Origin of the sequence: Streptosporangium sp. NBC_01469, assembly GCF_036227305.1 — a bacterium.
Lineage (GTDB): Bacteria > Actinomycetota > Actinomycetes > Streptosporangiales > Streptosporangiaceae > Streptosporangium.
This window is the reverse complement of record NZ_CP109465.1, coordinates 7,591,859-7,606,989: the sequence shown is the minus strand read 5'-3', so window position 1 is coordinate 7,606,989 and position 15,131 is coordinate 7,591,859. Positions and strand designations below refer to the sequence as shown.

General features: G+C 67.8%; 12 protein-coding genes. 5 read left to right on the top strand and 7 right to left on the bottom strand.

What is annotated here, in order from left to right:
• Positions 1-20: 20 nt before the first annotated feature.
• The 4 genes from OG587_RS33410 to OG587_RS33395 form a co-directional block, all read right to left on the bottom strand.
• Positions 21-2,267, bottom strand: a complete 2,247-nt coding sequence (locus OG587_RS33410) for a site-specific integrase (RefSeq protein WP_329082415.1) — start codon at positions 2,265-2,267, stop codon at positions 21-23.
• A 221-nt stretch (positions 2,268-2,488) separates the two neighbouring features.
• On the bottom strand, positions 2,489-3,676 hold the full coding sequence (locus tag OG587_RS33405) for a tyrosine-type recombinase/integrase (RefSeq protein WP_329082413.1): 1,188 nt from the start codon (positions 3,674-3,676) through the stop codon (positions 2,489-2,491).
• Positions 3,677-3,823: 147 nt separating this feature from the next.
• Complete coding sequence (locus OG587_RS33400; RefSeq protein ID WP_329082411.1) at positions 3,824-4,948, bottom strand: hypothetical protein; 1,125 nt, start codon at positions 4,946-4,948, stop codon at positions 3,824-3,826.
• Between the two features lie 124 nt (positions 4,949-5,072).
• On the bottom strand, positions 5,073-6,107 hold the full coding sequence (locus tag OG587_RS33395; protein ID WP_329082410.1) for a LacI family DNA-binding transcriptional regulator: 1,035 nt from the start codon (positions 6,105-6,107) through the stop codon (positions 5,073-5,075).
• Positions 6,108-6,214: 107 nt separating this feature from the next.
• Here OG587_RS33395 and OG587_RS33390 point away from each other — a divergent pair, with 107 nt between their 5' ends.
• The 5 genes from OG587_RS33390 to OG587_RS33370 are packed head-to-tail and all read left to right on the top strand — an operon-like array spanning position 6,215 to position 11,201.
• Complete coding sequence (locus tag OG587_RS33390; protein ID WP_329082409.1) at positions 6,215-7,576, top strand: ABC transporter substrate-binding protein; 1,362 nt, start codon at positions 6,215-6,217, stop codon at positions 7,574-7,576.
• A gap of 1 nt (position 7,577) precedes the next feature.
• Positions 7,578-8,468 carry a carbohydrate ABC transporter permease gene (locus OG587_RS33385; RefSeq protein ID WP_329082407.1) on the top strand — a complete coding sequence of 297 codons (891 nt, stop codon included), beginning with the start codon at positions 7,578-7,580 and terminating at the stop codon, positions 8,466-8,468.
• The gene (locus tag OG587_RS33380; protein ID WP_329082406.1) at positions 8,465-9,289 is read left to right on the top strand and encodes a carbohydrate ABC transporter permease; all 825 of its coding nucleotides are present in this window, start codon (positions 8,465-8,467) and stop codon (positions 9,287-9,289) included. Before OG587_RS33385 ends, OG587_RS33380 begins: the two co-directional genes overlap by 4 nt.
• Positions 9,286-10,140, top strand: a complete 855-nt coding sequence (locus OG587_RS33375; RefSeq protein WP_329082404.1) for an ROK family protein — start codon at positions 9,286-9,288, stop codon at positions 10,138-10,140. The genes OG587_RS33380 and OG587_RS33375 overlap by 4 nt, the downstream gene beginning before the upstream one ends.
• Positions 10,137-11,201 (top strand): glycoside hydrolase family 68 protein, encoded by a 1,065-nt coding sequence (locus OG587_RS33370; RefSeq protein ID WP_329082403.1) that lies wholly within the window; start codon positions 10,137-10,139, stop codon positions 11,199-11,201. Before OG587_RS33375 ends, OG587_RS33370 begins: the two co-directional genes overlap by 4 nt.
• Before the next feature lie 49 nt (positions 11,202-11,250).
• Here OG587_RS33370 and OG587_RS33365 read toward each other — a convergent pair whose 3' ends face one another.
• The 3 genes from OG587_RS33365 to OG587_RS33355 are packed head-to-tail and all read right to left on the bottom strand — an operon-like array spanning position 11,251 to position 15,069.
• Positions 11,251-12,894, bottom strand: a complete 1,644-nt coding sequence (locus OG587_RS33365) for a glycoside hydrolase family 27 protein (RefSeq protein ID WP_329082401.1) — start codon at positions 12,892-12,894, stop codon at positions 11,251-11,253.
• A gap of 12 nt (positions 12,895-12,906) precedes the next feature.
• Positions 12,907-13,245, bottom strand: coding sequence for a cellulose binding domain-containing protein (locus OG587_RS33360; protein WP_329082400.1), 339 nt, complete (start codon positions 13,243-13,245; stop codon positions 12,907-12,909).
• A 12-nt stretch (positions 13,246-13,257) separates the two neighbouring features.
• Positions 13,258-15,069, bottom strand: coding sequence for a family 43 glycosylhydrolase (locus OG587_RS33355; RefSeq protein WP_329082398.1), 1,812 nt, complete (start codon positions 15,067-15,069; stop codon positions 13,258-13,260).
• Positions 15,070-15,131: the final 62 nt, after the last annotated feature.

Below are 15,131 nucleotides of genomic sequence, written 5' to 3'. Positions count from 1 at the left end.
CTTCCGGGAGTAGGACAGGATCATGGTCGTTGGCCGGGCAGCGTGGCGGTTTGCCCGGCGATTTCCGGGAAGGACGGCATACCGAGATTGATCGTGGTCGCCCGGCGGGCCCGCTCGTCGAGTTGAGCGAGCTTACCCTCGGCGGAGGCCAAGTAGATGCGCAGCTTCTCGAGTTCGCCGAGCCATCCTTGGTGTTTGGCTTCGGCGGTGCGGACAATCAGATTGCCCCGGATCTCTTCCAGGCGGGGTCGGTCAGCTGGGGCGACCCGCAAAAGCGGACATTTAATGCAACTGTGCTCATGTTGACAAGAGGTACCGTAGGCGCGACCGCAATCACCCAAAGCCATCTTCCGGCGTTCGAAGTGGCCGCGGAACTCCTCCCACTCTTCGTCGGTGGGGGTTCGGTATTCCTCACTGGGACGCATAGTCCGGCGGCGGGCGATGAAGGCCCGGTGGCCATTGATCACTTCTTGGGGGTAGACCGTGTGGTACCCCATGGTCGTGTCGATCGACTTGTGCCCTAAAATCAATTGAGCAATATGGGGTGGCATCCCATTCAAGATCGCCTCAGTAGTGAAGATTCTCCGAAAGTCATGAGGCTGGAATCGCAAGGGCTGCCCCGTGGCATCGGTGAAGCTAGCGACCAGCAGTTCCTCGAGACCACTGCGGATGATCCTTGGGGTGATGGGGCGGTTCTCTCCCCCAGTTCGCCACTGGAACAGGATGGGCATCGGAGGGGTCCAGATCTTCTCATGGAGATCGTAGATGGAGACCAGCGGAACGGTGCCCGTGTCATCCCGAACCCGGGAAACGATCATGGCGAGGACGTCGGCGAGCTCAAGGTCGACGACTAAGAGGCGTTCCTGATCAGTTTTCGAAGGGGCGATGTGGAGCAGGGGAACCAGTTCGCCGGTGCCGGGGGTGACGTATTGGGTGATGCTCTGGTGGCCGATCTCCAGCATCTCCTCAATGCGGATCCCGGTGTGACGCAGAATTTCCACCGCCGCCCAGGTCCAGAATGCTCGGTTTTCGGCCATGGCGAGTTGCCGGAGTCGTCCGGTAGCGTCGTAGGCGCAGTTGCTTCCCGTGGCTTGGCCGGTGTTTCCGAGAGCCTTGACGAAGGTCTCGTTCAGGACGGTGAAGGTCTGGCCGGGAGCTGCGTTGCGAAGTGCGTCCAAGCGCGCCTGTGCATCCACGCGCTGCTGGTGAGCGATCTGAGCTAGGGCGGTGACGGCGGGTAATCGTTCCCGAGTGCGCTGGTCCATCCGCGCTTTGCGCCTCGCATCACGTTTTCCGGTGGAGATTTCCGCTGCGGTGATGGGGCAGGGTGCTGCCCATGGCCCCCAGCGAGCTGGGTCCTCCGTCGCCCACTGGGCAATGTCCAGGTAGAATCCTCGGACGTAGGTCAGCATGTCGATGTAGCTGCTCCGCGGGCTGGTGACCTCGCGGATGCTGCCGTCAGACTGTCGTCTCCGGACTGTCTTGAACTGAAGCCTACTCTTCCAGTCGGTGATGACATCGGGAGGAAGGCGGAGAGAACGGGCGCCCGGGTGGTGCGTTTCGATGCTCTTCCAGAAGTTCAGAGCCAGAGCCCGCGAGAGTTGTTGCAGGCTGTTGTAGTCCATAACGGGCTGGCGCTCGGTCAGGTATCCGACGATCAGATCGCGGACGGGGCCGCACTCAAGGGCATAGCGGTCCACCAGTTGTTTCGGGCTCACCTGGCCTGCCTGCGCGCCTAACATCCGGAACGTGGGCGGCGCGTCCGCGGGGAAGATCTCCAAATGCTGCAGGAGGTCGTAGAAGTATCCCCTGCCGCTGCCCGCGCGCGTGCGGGACTCGGCATCGCGTAGCTCCAGGCAGTCACCAACGGTGATATCGGCAACTTTACCGCCCTTGGCGGCCATGATGGTCGCGATTTGGATGAGGGCTGTACGCCTTCGTTTGTCATCGATCTCCTGACGATCAGCAGCGGCGTTCAGTCGATCGAAGCCAGAGGGATCTCGATAGGTAGCCATCGCGATCTGCCAGTAGCGGGACCGAATGATCGTCGAGAGCCACTCCAGGTCCGGGCGCAGAACGTCGGCACAAACGAGCCAAAGAAGTCCGGCCGTTAAGAACCTGATCTGGGCGGCCGTCCCCCGGCTTGCTAACCAGGAATGGCTCTCCTCTTCCCACCGCCGTCCTAGCGAGTGAGCAGGTGTCGCGCACCAGCGCTGCTGCCAAGTTTCACCAGGGAAGCCCTTGAGCCATAGCAGCAGGTGTCTCACTGCGCGTCTTTTCTGACTGTGGGTGGGGTCGGCGGTCCGGCGGGGATGTCGGTCAAACTTATCGATGATCTGCTGCTCAGATAGCATGGTTGCCGACCAGACGACTGACGGCTGCCTCGCGGAGAATTTCGCCCGCAGCTTCTTGATCGACTCACCGCTTAGGGATGAGCCGAAAGTTCCGGTCTTAACGGATCGTCCGCTTGTGGTGCCAGTTCGTGCCGTCATGTGTCCCGTCCGAAAAGGATGTCCAGGGAGCGAGGGTTGTAGCCGGCGGTCGGCGGCGCGACCGGGGTAAGCGACTGCTGTCTTCTGCGGTCGTGATGAGCGAGGGCGTGGGCGATCACTTCGTCCTGGCTAGGGAGGGTGTAGCGCTGCGTGGTGTTCAAGCTCGTGTGACCGAGAATCCACTGAACGTCGGTGATCGCCATGTTCGGGTCCTGCGCCATTCGCCAGGCCGCAGAATGCCTGAGATCGTGGATCGTCCAGTCCGAGCTCAGTGCTTCCTGCGCGCGGGCGAACATGGCGCGGGCGGCAGAGTAGGTCAGCGGCCGGAAGGGCCGCCGGAGCGTGACCCAGAGCGGCTGACGGCGGCCTCGGGGAGCGCCTTTGCGCCAGGCCTCCTCCTGGTAGAGCCGTAACCACACGAACGCGTCCGGCGAGGCTGGCAGTAGCTGGGTGGCCCCGCTGCCCTTGCGGGTCACGCTGATGACCTGCTCGCCCGGATCCGGATCGGCCTGCACGGAGTCGAGTAGTTCCTCAGCCCGGGCCCCGGTCGAGACCCAGAACGCCAGCAGGGCGCGGTCGCGGTGATACTTCAGCGCGGCGAAGATCTCGTTGAACTGATCATCGGGGATCCGCCGGGGGATCCGGGATGGTAATCGCGGCCGGTAGCGACCAGCCCGCTCGCGCCGGAACGGCTCCATCGGGTTGTGATGGGCGTTCGCGCGGCCTGCGCGCCGCGACTGATCCAGCGGGAACGGGTTCACGATCGGGCCTGTCCCGCTCTCGAGATGGAAGTCATAGAACCGGCGCAGCACCGTCTCGGCATGCCCCCATGACGCCCGGGAGAACTTCTTGCCAGGCCGCGCCTTGCCCGTCACCGGGTTCACCGCTCCCGCTCGCGGCCTCGCCGCGCCCTGCCCACGCTTGTCAGTCCCGTCAGGCTGGCCATTACGGCGACGCCAGTGCGTCTTCGACGGCTTATCTGCAATCTGCATCCACCTGGCGAAGTCCCGGCCCTCGGCCGGGGTCACCTGGTTCCACGGCACCCCGATCGCAGCCAGCCACCGCCACCACAGCAGCAGGTCGTTGCCGTAGGACCGCAACGTCGCCTCGGACAGGTCCTCGGCCTGTAATTCGCGCAGGAAAGCCGCCACCGGCTCGACAACTTCTCCGCTACTGTTCAGCAAACGGAACGGCTCCCATGGGTCACCCGTTGGAGCGAGCCGTCCCACCCTCCGTACCGCTAACGACGCCAGGTCCCGATCGGTACTTGAATCAGCCATGGAGCGGGACGCTAGCAAAGATCAGACAAGTATGCCTCTGAACTGGGAAAACTATCTCGTTAGTTCAGTTAACGGGGCGTAGGTGACGGTGCTGCCGTCGAGCACAACCGGCTCCAGCACGGCGCGCGGGGCGATGATGCCGCTGCGGCCGACGTTCCACTCGACGTCGAGCAGTTTGGTGATCTTCTCGGTGGCGGGCAGCTTGTAGGCGATCGCCCACCGGGGCGCGCGGGTGCCGAAGCCGGCCTGTGCCTGATCGGCGGCGAGATCACACTTGATCACGATGCCGTCGATGCCGAAGGGCAGCTCGGCCCGCTTGGCGGCGATCTGCTCGACCCGCTCCTGGATCTGCTCCAGGGTGGTGGCGACGATCCCGCCGACGTCGGTGACGGCCGGGGTCTGCGCCCCCTGCGCGGCGACCCACGCCATGACCTCGCTGTGCGGCGACTCGCGCAGCCGCACCGCCGGCTCGGAGACGTCGTCGGGGTACGGCAGCGCGCCGTAGCCGAAGAACGTCAGCTCGCACATATACGGCCGGTCCTGGGCGCGCAGCGTGCCGGCGGCTGCGCTGCGCGGGTTGGCGAACGTGGTGCCGTCGTGTGCCTGGCGCTTGGCGCACGCCTGCTCGAACTGCGACGCGGTCATCATCACCTCGCCGCGCAGCTCCACCGTGACCGGCTCGGCCAGCCGGTCGGGCAGTCCCACGATGGTGCCGATCGCGTGGCTCACGTCCTCACCCTTGGTGCCGTCACCCCGGGTGACCAACTGCACCAGCCGCCCGCCGCGGTATCGCGCGGCGATCGCCAGCCCATCAAGCTTCGGCTCCACGCTCCACTCCGTGACCGGCCTGCCCAGCCTGCGTTCCAGCGACGCGGCCCAGTCGGCCAGTTGCTCGGCGCTGAAGACGTTGTCCAGGCTCAGCATCGGCACCGTGTGCGGCACGTCGCCGACCACCGCGCCACCGGCCACCTTGCCCGTCGGCGAGGACGGCAGCACCTCGTCGGGATGCTCGGCCTCATACGCCTGAATGCCCCGGACCAGCCGGTCGTAGGCGTCGTCGTCCAGAGTGGACGTGCCGTCTCCGTAATAAGCGGCGGCGGCGTCCAGGGCGAGCTGAACGGCTTCGGTGTAGGCAGTCTGATCAGCAAAGAGAGTGCTGGGGGGCGCGTCGGTCATGATCCCATCATCGCGTCAGGCACCGACAGTTTTCGGCTCGCGGAACGCGACCCCGAGCCGGAGCATCCCTCCCGAGCGCGGCCGCGGACGAGGGCCGCACCGGCTGGTTCGTCGCCTCAGCCGATCAGCAGGGTCTGGTCGGCGGCGCGACCGACTCCCGGTGTCTCACCGGCATGGTGACCCGGTGCACCTGGCCGGGTTCGGTCTCTTCGCCCATCTGGGCGAACAACACCTCCACCGCCTTGCGTCCCAGTTCGTAGTGCGGCAATGCCACGGTTGTCAGCTTGGGCCGCATCCACGACGCGATGGGGTGGTCGTCGAACGACACCACTGACACGTCCTCGGGAACCGAGAGCCCGGCGTCGCTCAACGCCTGGTAGGCGCCCAGAGCCAGCCGGTCGTTGAGGCAGATCAGCGCCCGGGGCCGGTGGTCGGCGAGCAGGGATCGGGTCGCGGCCAGGCCTTCTTCGGGTTGCCAGTCGGCGCAGACGCGGGCTCCGGCGATCCTCAGGCCGGCCTCCTCGATGCCGGTCAGGCGTTCCACCGCCGCGACGCTGGTGGCGGGCACGTCGCGCGACCTCGGTCCGGCCCCGATCAGGTAGACGTCCTCGTGGTGGCCCGCCTCCAGGAGCACCCGGGCCGCCGAGCGACCGGCTTCGACCTCGTCGGGCACGATCGACGGCAGGGCGGAGGCCGGCTTGGGCAGTGCGTTGAGCAGCACGGCGGGGCCGATGTCCTTCGGGACCTTGATCGTCCGGGTGTACATGGCGGCCAGGATGATGCCGTCGACCTGGCGGTCCTGCATGGCGTGCAGCAGGCCGCGCTCCAGCTCGGGATCGCCCTCGGTCTCACCGATGAACAACATCACGCCGCGTTCGCGGGCAGCCTCCAGGGCGCCCTTGATCATGTCTCCGGCGAGGCGGGATGTCGCGACGGTGTCGGAGACGAAGCCGATCGTCCGGCTCGTTCCGGTCCGCAATCCGACGGAGACCGCGTTCGGGCGATAGCCCAACTCGTCCGCCGCACGCAGTACCCTCTGCTCGACGTCGTGGGAAATGCGCAGCTCACGGCCCCTGCCCGTCATCACGAGCGAGGCGGTGGTACGGGACACTCCGGCCGCCTGGGCCAGATCGGCCAAGGTGACCCGACGTCGACTCACGGCAGAGACCTCCAACATTCCAACCGAGTTACGGGGCCTTGACACCGTCGGATGCGTGCGGTGAGACTATCGCATCGCTAATCCGATTTAGCAAAGGGAGACGCACTATGTCTCATCGAGTTCACTCCCGCCGGAGCCGCGTGGCGATGGTGGTCATCCTGGGGGGAAGCCTGGCCGCCGCCTGCGCGGCGCCGGGAAGCGGCACCGCGCAGCCGACGGCCGCCGCGTCGTCGTTGTCGGCCGCGCCTACCTGCGGCACCGCGCCGGTGACGTTGAAGGGCTACTTCGAAACGGGATTCCCCCTGCCCAAGGCGCTCACCACGGAGTTCACCAAGCAACATCCGAACGTCACCTGGGACATCCGCGAGGACCAGTTCGCGGTGATCACCCAGAACGCCCCGCGCGTGCTGGCCGACGACCCGCCGGACCTCATGCGCCTGCCCCAGGTCTCCGAACTGGTCAAGAACAACCTGCTCAAGAACCTCGACGGGTACGCCAAGGTCTACGGCTGGGACAAGTGGCCCGCCTCCCAGCTCGAACAGATGCGCCTGGCGCCCGGCGGCGCCGTGCGGGGTGAGGGCTCCCTCTACGCCATGGGCCTGAACTTCTCCATGACCGGCGTGTTCTACAACAAGAAGCTGGCCGAGCGGATCGGCATGACCGCTCCGCCGGAGACCCTCGCCGACCTCGACGCCGCCCTGGCCAAGGCCAAGGACGCGGGCCTGGTCCCGATCGCCCAGTTCAACGGCGGTGCGACCGGCGGCCTGGCCTTCCCGCTCCAGGACCTGATGGCCTCCTACGGCCCGTCGGCGCCGATCAACGACTGGATCTACCAGAAGTCCGGCGCGACCATCGACACCCCGGCCAACCTCCAGGCGACCCAGCACCTGGAGAAGTGGATCAAGGCCGGATACTTCTGGAAGGACGTCAACGCCGTCGACTACGCCACGATGATGAGCCGCTTCATCGACGGCGACGGCCTGTTCATGTTCAACGGCGACTGGGAGTCGGGCAACCTCGACAAGAAGATGGCGGGCGACATCGGCTTCTTCCTGATGCCACCGGCCCAGGCCGGCGGCAAGCGGGCCACCATGTCGGCCCCGCTGGCGTTCGGCATCGGGGCGAACGCCAAGAACGCCGACTGCGCCGCCGAGTTCCTCGACTGGGTCGCCACCGACACGCAGGCGCGCACGATCGGCGTCGAGGTCGGCGGTTCCCACCCGATGGGCCCGGCCGACGGGTCGATGCCGCCGGTGGCGGAGGGCAGCGTCACCCAGAGCACCCTGGCGGCGGGCGCGCAGATCGCGAAGGACAACGGCGCGATGGACTTCATCGCCAACGCCACCGGCGCGATCTACGCCAAGAGCTGGACCCCCAACCTGCAGAAGCTGGTGGGCGGGGAGCAGACCCCCGAAGGCCTGCTCAAGAGCGTGCAGGCCGACTACCAGAGCCAGGTCAAGGGAGGCTGAGGTGAAGGCGGCCGTGAAACGGCGGAGCGGGTCGAGATGGGTCGGCTGGTTGTTCGTGCTGCCCGCGGCCGCGTTCTACGTCGTGTTCGTGATCCAGCCGCTGGCCATGACGGTGCAGTACTCCCTCTACAAGTGGGACGGCATCGGCGTGGCCACCTGGACCGGGGTGCAGAACTACCTGCGGGTCTTCACCGACCCCGACCTGTTCGCCTCGATCCTCAACGCGGTGAAGCTGATCGTGTTCTTCAGCGCGGTCCCGGTCGTGCTCGGGCTGGTCATCGCGGCGACGATCCGTCGCATCGCCACCAGCCGCCTGGCTCTGGTGGCCCGCACGGTCATCTTCCTGCCGCAGGTCATCCCGCTGGTCGCGGCCGGGATCACCTGGAGCTGGCTGTTGTCCTCGACCGGGCTGGTGAATCAGATCCTCACGTCCATCGGACTGGAGAAGATCACCCGTGCCTGGCTGGGCGACTTCTCGACGGCCCTGCCGGCAGTTGGGGTGATCGGCGCCTGGGTGCTCCTGGGACTGTGCACGCTCCTGATGCTGGCCGGGATGAGCAAGATCGACCCAGCCCTGTACGAGGCCGCGCGCCTCGACGGCGCCGGCCCGTTCCGGGAGTTCTTCTCGATCACCCTGCCCAGCCTGCGGCAGGAGATCGGGGTCTGCGTCACCGTCACGGTCGTGGCCGCGCTGGCCAGCTTCGACATCGTCTACATCTCGACCCAGGGCGGGCCCGGCAACGCCAGCATGGTGCCCGGCCTGGAGATCTACTACCTGGCCTTCTCCGAACGCCAGGTCGGCCTCGCCTCGGCCCTCGCGGTGGTCCTCACCGTGCTGGTGATCGCGTGCGCCCTGCCGATCCAGTGGCTCACCAGGGAACGTAAATCATGATCTTCGATCGTCGTGAGGCCTGGACCGGCCGGGTGCTGCTGCTGGTGCTGATGGCGGCCACGCTGATGCCGTTCGTCAGTCTCCTCGTCACCGCGCTCCACCCCTCGGGCAGCTACCCGCTGGGTCTCGAATGGCCCGACGACCCGCAGTGGGGCAACTTCGTCACCGCGTTCACCGCCGCCCGGATGACCGAGCTGCTCAAGTCCAGCGTGCTGATCGTGCTCGGGGTGGTGCCGATCTCGCTGGTCGTGGCCACCATGGCCGGATTCGCCATCGGGCACCTGCGCATGCCCGGGCGGCGGTTCGTCTTCGTGGCGTTCCTGCTGGGGCTGACGTTGCCGTTCGAGGGCATCATCACACCGCTCTACTACCTCGTGCGCGACATGGGCGTGCTGAACACCCGGTGGGCGATCATCCTGCCGCTGATCGGGCTGTTCATGCCGTTCTCGGTGTTCTGGATGCGGGCCCACTTCGTGAACATGCCCGAGGAACTGTCCGAAAGCGCCCGCATCGACGGCGCCGGGACCTGGCAGCTCTTCTGGCGGGTGCACGTGCCGCTGGCCGCCCCGGCGACCTCGTCGCTGGCGATCCTGCTGTTCCTGTGGACCTGGAACCAGTTCCTGCTGGCCATCGTGCTGGTCGACGACCCGCTGCAACGCACCATGTCCGGGGCTCTGGGGGCCTTCCAGGGACAGTGGGGCACCGACATCCCGCTGCTGTGCGCGGGCTCGCTGCTCATCCTGACACCCACGCTCGCGGTGTTCCTGATCTTCCAGCGGCGTTTCGTCACGGCCCTGCTTCAGGGTTCACTGAAGGGATGACCATGTACGGAGCGGTCGAGGCCGGCGGCACGAAATGGGTGTGCGCGCTCGCCGACACCGACGGAAGGATCGTGGCCACCGAGGTGGTCCCGACGACGACCCCCGACGAGACCATCCCGGCCGCCGTCGGCTTCTTCCGCCGCCATCCCGCCCCGGCGGCGGTCGGCGTCGCCACCTTCGGGCCGGTCGACCTGGCGGCCGGGCGCATCACCACCACCCCCAAACCCGGCTGGTCGGGCACCGACATGGTGACGCCCTTCCGGGAGGGGCTCGGGGTGCCGGTCGGCCTCGACACCGACGTCAACGGCGCCGCCATCGGTGAGCTGCGCCACGGCGCCGGGCGGGGGCTGCACACGCTCGCCTACATGACCGTCGGCACCGGCATCGGGGTCGGCGTGATCGTCGGCGGGCGCCCGCTGCACGGGCGCACCCACCCCGAGGCCGGGCACATGCGGGTGCCCCACGACACCGCACGCGATCCCTTCCCCGGCGTGTGCCCCTTCCACGGCGACTGCCTCGAAGGGCTGGCCTCGGGGACGTCGATGCGGCGGCGCTGGGGGCGGCCCGCGCAGGAACTGGAGGACGGCGAACCCTGGGAACTGGAGGCGGAGTATCTGGCGCTGGCCGTGCACAACCTGGCCGCCGTCGTGTCCCCGCAGGCGGTGATCATCGGCGGCGGGGTCGGCGGCCGGCCCGGCCTGCTCGGCCTGGTCCGGGCCCGCGCCACCGAACTGGCCGGCGGCTATCCCCTGGACACCGTCATCACCGCGCCGGGGCTCGGAAATCTGTCCGGGATCACCGGCGCGGTGGAACTGGCCCGAGCGGCCCTGAGCGGAAACGAGAACGAGTGAGCACGACGACCCGGTGGACGCGGCGCCACCTCGACCTGATCACCGAGGACCCGGCGATGACCGCACCGCCCATCCTCGGCCCCGTCGAGGCGGCGCTGCCCGGTCTGGACCTGTGGGACATGTGGCCGATCCAGGAAGAGAGCGGTGCCACCGCCCTCTTCGACGGCCGCGAACTCTGGATGGGCCTGACCGCCCCGGCGGCCGGCCATCCGGAGGGCCGCCACGACGTCGCCCGCATCCGCCTGCTCGGCCTGGACGAAGGGAAGTGGATCGACCTCGGAAACCTCTTCCCCGACGGCGAATCACCGGGCAGCCGCGAGTGGTCCGGCACGGCGATCCGGCGTACGGACGGCACGGTCTCGGTCTTCTACACGGTGACCGGGCACCGCGACGAGAAGCGGCCCACCTTCGTCCAGCGGGTGTTCGAGGCACGTCTGCCGCTCGACGGGGAGCCCGGGCAGCCGAGATCGGCCGAGCATCGGGAGATCGTACGTTCCGGCGGCGAGTTCTACCTCCCGGCCGACGAACGCGAAGGCGGGCCGGGGAGGATCCGGGCCTTCCGCGACCCGGCCTGGTTCCGGGGCCACCTGCTGATCGCCGCCTCCGTCCCGTGGGGCGACCACCACATGGGCGCCGTCGCGCTGGCCGGCCCGGAGGCCGAGGGCCGGCCGCTGCGCCCGCCGCTCCTGGTCGCCGACGGGATCAACCGCGAGATCGAACGCCCGCACATCGTGGTCCACGGCGGCCTGCACTACCTGTTCTTCTGCACCCACCGCCAGTCGTTCGAACCGGAGGGCGCCGCCCCGACAGGTCTGTACGGCTTCGTCTCCACGACGCTGGAGGGCCCCTACGAACCCCTGAACGGCTCCGGCCTGGTCATCGGGAACCCGCAAACCCAGCCCGACCAGGCCTACGCCTGGATGGTGCTCGACGACCTGCGCGTGGTCAGCTTCCTCGACTACCGGGGCCCGGTCGAGCGGGCCCACTTCGGCGGGACACCCGCCCCGATGTTGAGACTGCGCCTGGAAGGCCCCCGTACCCGGCTCGAACCGCTCGGCTGAGGACGGGGAACCCGCTCACGGCGCCGGCGGCGACATGCGGACGAGAAGATCACAGGCTGGTCCAGCGTTGGTTGGTGCCGCCGTTGCAGGTCCAGATCTGGAGCTTGACGCCGTTGGCGGTGGAGCTGCTGGGCACGTCGAGGCACTTGTTCGCACCGATGGCGGTGATGGTGCCATCGGTGTTGAAGCGCCATTTCTGGTTGTTCTGGCCGTTGCAGTCCCAGATGATGACGCCGGTTCCGTCGGCGGTGCCGTTGTTGTTGACGTCCAGGCACTTGTTACCGTAGACCCGCAGTTCACCGGCGGATGTGGAGCTCCACTGCTGGTTGTTCTGGCCGTTGCAGTCCCAAATGTTCACCTGGGTGCCGTTGGCCTGGGAGGCGCCGGTCACATCGAGGCACCGGCCCGACCCCACGCCCTGGATGCGAGATGCGGACGGGGAAGGCGAGGGCGTGGGATTGGGCGTGCCGCCGCTGACCCGGAACACGACGGTACCGTGGGACGGGACGCTCGCCGAGATGGCGCCGGTGGTCGTGGTGACGGCGTTCGTCCAGGCGTCACGCAGGTTGAAGGAGTTGCCGGACAGACCGATGGCGGACGCGGTGGTGCTGATCGTGGTGGTGGTGCCGCCCTGGTTGAACAGGGCGACCGCGACGTCGCCGTTGCTCAGCCGTTTGGCCAGGACGCGGCGGGTTCCGTCGTTGCCGATCTGGGTGGCCTGGAGGCCGAGCGGGTCCTGGTTGATGGCGGTCAGGTTCTGGTTCTTCATGATCGTGGCGGTCGCGTTGTCCATGTTGCGGACGTCGTTCCCGGCGATGAGGGGTGCGGCCATGACGGCCCACAGGGCGAAGTGGCTGCGCATCTCGGTGTCGGTCATGCCGCCCCGGCCGACCACCATCATGTCGGGGTCGTTGAACTGCCCCGGCGCGGCGTAGCCCGACAGCGGCGCGTTGACGTTGACGATGTTCTGGATGCCCATCGGGTAGCCGTTGGTCTGACCCGTGTTCCAGGCGTTGGTGATGTCCTCGGTCGTGCGCCAGATGTTGGCGACGTCGCCCCAGTTGCGCCGAGGGCCCGTCTTGTCGTGGATGCTGTTTGGATTGATGCTGTAGAGGATCGGCCGCCCGGTCGCCGCCAGCGCGTCCCGCATCTTGGCGAAGGTGCGCACCTGGTCGTCGATGGTGCCGGTGGGTGAGCACCAGTCGTACTTGAGATAGTCGACTCCCCAGGCCGCGAACTGCCGGGCGTCCTGGACCTCGTGGTTGAGGCTGCCGGTCGCGCCCGGGTAGGCGCCGAAGTACTGGGCGCAGGTCTTGTCCAGGGGCGCCTGGTAGAGGCCGAACTTCAGGCCCCTGGCGTGCAGGTAGTCACCGAGCGCCTTCATCCCGCTCGGGAACCGCGACAGGTTGGCCTGGAGGTTCCCGGCGGAGTCGCGGTTGGGGTCGAACCAGCAGTCGTCGACGACGACGTACTGGTATCCCAGGTCGCGCATGCCGTTGCTGACCAGGGCGTCGGCCGTCTGCCGGATCAGGGTCTCGTTGATGTTGCAGCCGAAGGTGTTCCAGGTGTTCCACCCCATCGGCGGGGTTCGGCCCACGCCGTTGTTCAGCGCCTGCGCAGGAACGGCGGGGATGACCGCCACCATGGCCAACACCGCGGCGGTCAGCAGCGCGCGCGTTCGTTTCCTTCTCATGGACATCGCTCCTCAGTGGATGGGGGTCGAGCCTGCGGGGTTACCGCCCCGTGGGCCCGACGGGTTGCTCGGCCGGAGAACGTGCCGGGATCGCAGGCCGGCGCAGGTGGCCACCGGGGTGGCCGGTGCGCCGTTGGCGAGGAAGCCGAAGGTCGTGCTCGCGCCGGTGCCGAGCGAACCGTTCCAGGTCTCGTTGCGAACGGTCACGTTGGCACCCGAACCCGAGCGCATGTCGCCCCAGCTCTGGGTGATGGTCTGCGAACCGGGCCAGGACCAGCCGACGGTCCAGCCGTTGACCGCGGAGGTGCCCGCGCGCACGGTGACCTCCCCCTGGAATCGGTGTCCTGGCATGTACGACTCCTGTCACTGGAAGGAGGCGTCGTCGACGTAGAGGCCGTCGATGCCCGCGGCCGTCTCGACGTAGAGGGAGGCATTGGTCAGCGTCCCGGTCCACGAGACCGTCGCGGTGCCGGTGAGCTGGGTCCACCCGTTGGCGTTGACCGTCTGCGCCGGGGTGAGCTGGACGTAGTTCGTCGTGCCGTTCGCGGTGAGTGTCAGGGTCGCCTTCGCGCTGGGAGTGCCGCCCTGCGAGCGGACCCAGACGCTCGTGGTGTAGCTCCTGCCGTTGGTGAGTTGCGCGGTCACGTTCTGGTGGGGGCCCTGCCAGGCGGCCGTACGGCCGGAGTTGAGCAGGGACCGGCTGCCACCGTGAGCCACGTCGGCGGCGGAGGACAGGGTGCCACCGGAACCGGTCCAGCCCGTCGTGCCGTCCTCCATCGTGCCGTTGGTCAGCAGGTTCCCGCCGCTGCCGCCGCTCGGGGTGAACTGCCACCAGTCGAGGTTGAGCAGGTAGCCGCCGCCTCCGGCGAACCGGAGGTAGAGGTCGCGCGTGCCGGTGACGCCCGACACCGGGCAGGTGACCGAGGTCCAGTTCTGCCAGCCACCGGTGCCGGGGACGGTGCAGGTGCCGACGAGGGTGCCGGTGGCACTGCCGAGCCGGACCTCGATCCGGCCGCCGCCGGTGCCCGAGGCCACGCGGGCGGTGAAGGAGGAGGCTCCGGTGCCGAAGGCGACGCCCTTGACCTTGATGTGGTCGCCGTTCTCGATGAAGCCGACGTTCATGCCGCCCTCGCCGGAGGCTTCGGTCTCCACCCCGGATGCCCAGGCGATGGTCTCGGCCTCCTGGCGGACGAACGGGTCGAGGGTGCCGACCTGCGGTGGTCCGGCGGTGGTCATGTTGATGGTCGGGATGGTGCCGTCGGCGTTGTAGGTGAACTTCTCCACGGCCACTGACCTGGTGTAACCGCCCCCGCCGGGGAGGGCGCCATTGTGGTAGAAGAAGTACGATCCTCCGGCGAAGTCGATGATCCCGGCGTGGTTGGTGAAGCTGCCGCCCTGGCGGGGCATGATCGTTCCCCGGTAGGTCCACGGCCCGGTGGCACTGGGGGCTGTTGAGTAGCCGATGAACTCCGAGCAGCATTCGGCGGCGAACACGTTGTAGTAGAGATTGTTGCGCTTGAAGATCCAGGGCCCCTCCTCATAGAGGGTGGGACGGCTGGCGTTGCCGCTGCGCGCGCCGAAGCCCGCGGCCGTGAGGGGGATCTGGGTCGGGCTGCCGGAGAAGGAGATCATGTCGGTGTTGAGCCGGACATACCACAGGCGGGGGTTGCCCCAATACAGGTAGGCCTGGCCGTTGTCGTCGATGAACGCGTGCGGATCGATCTCGCCGTTCTCGACCAGCGGGCGGCCCAGCGCGTCCCGGAAGGGCCCGGTGGGGCTGTCGCCGACCGCGACGCCGATGGCCATTCCGCCGGTCGCCCGGTTCCGCACCGGCACGTACCAGTAGAACTTCCCGTTGCGGAAGATGACGTGGCCGGCCCAGGCGTTGGCGTCGGCCCAGGCGAAGGTGGCCAGGCTCATGGGTGAGCCGTGGTCGGTCCAGTTGGCCATGTCCGTGGAGGAGTACACCCGCCAGTCGCGCATGGTGAAGTAGGTCGAGCCGTCCTCGTCGTGGCCTGTGTAGACGTACACGCGGCCGTTGTGGACGAGCGGCGCCGGGTCGGCGGTGTAGATGGTCTGCACGATCGGGTTGTCCGCCCCGGCCGGGGACGGGAACAGCATGGTCGCCAGAAGCAGGCCCACGGTGCACAGGGCCGTGCGCAGAGCAGGTCTCACCTGTCGTCTCCCTCGGACACGCGTTCTACGGGGGGTGTTAGTGGGTCCCGGGCGCGGTGAGC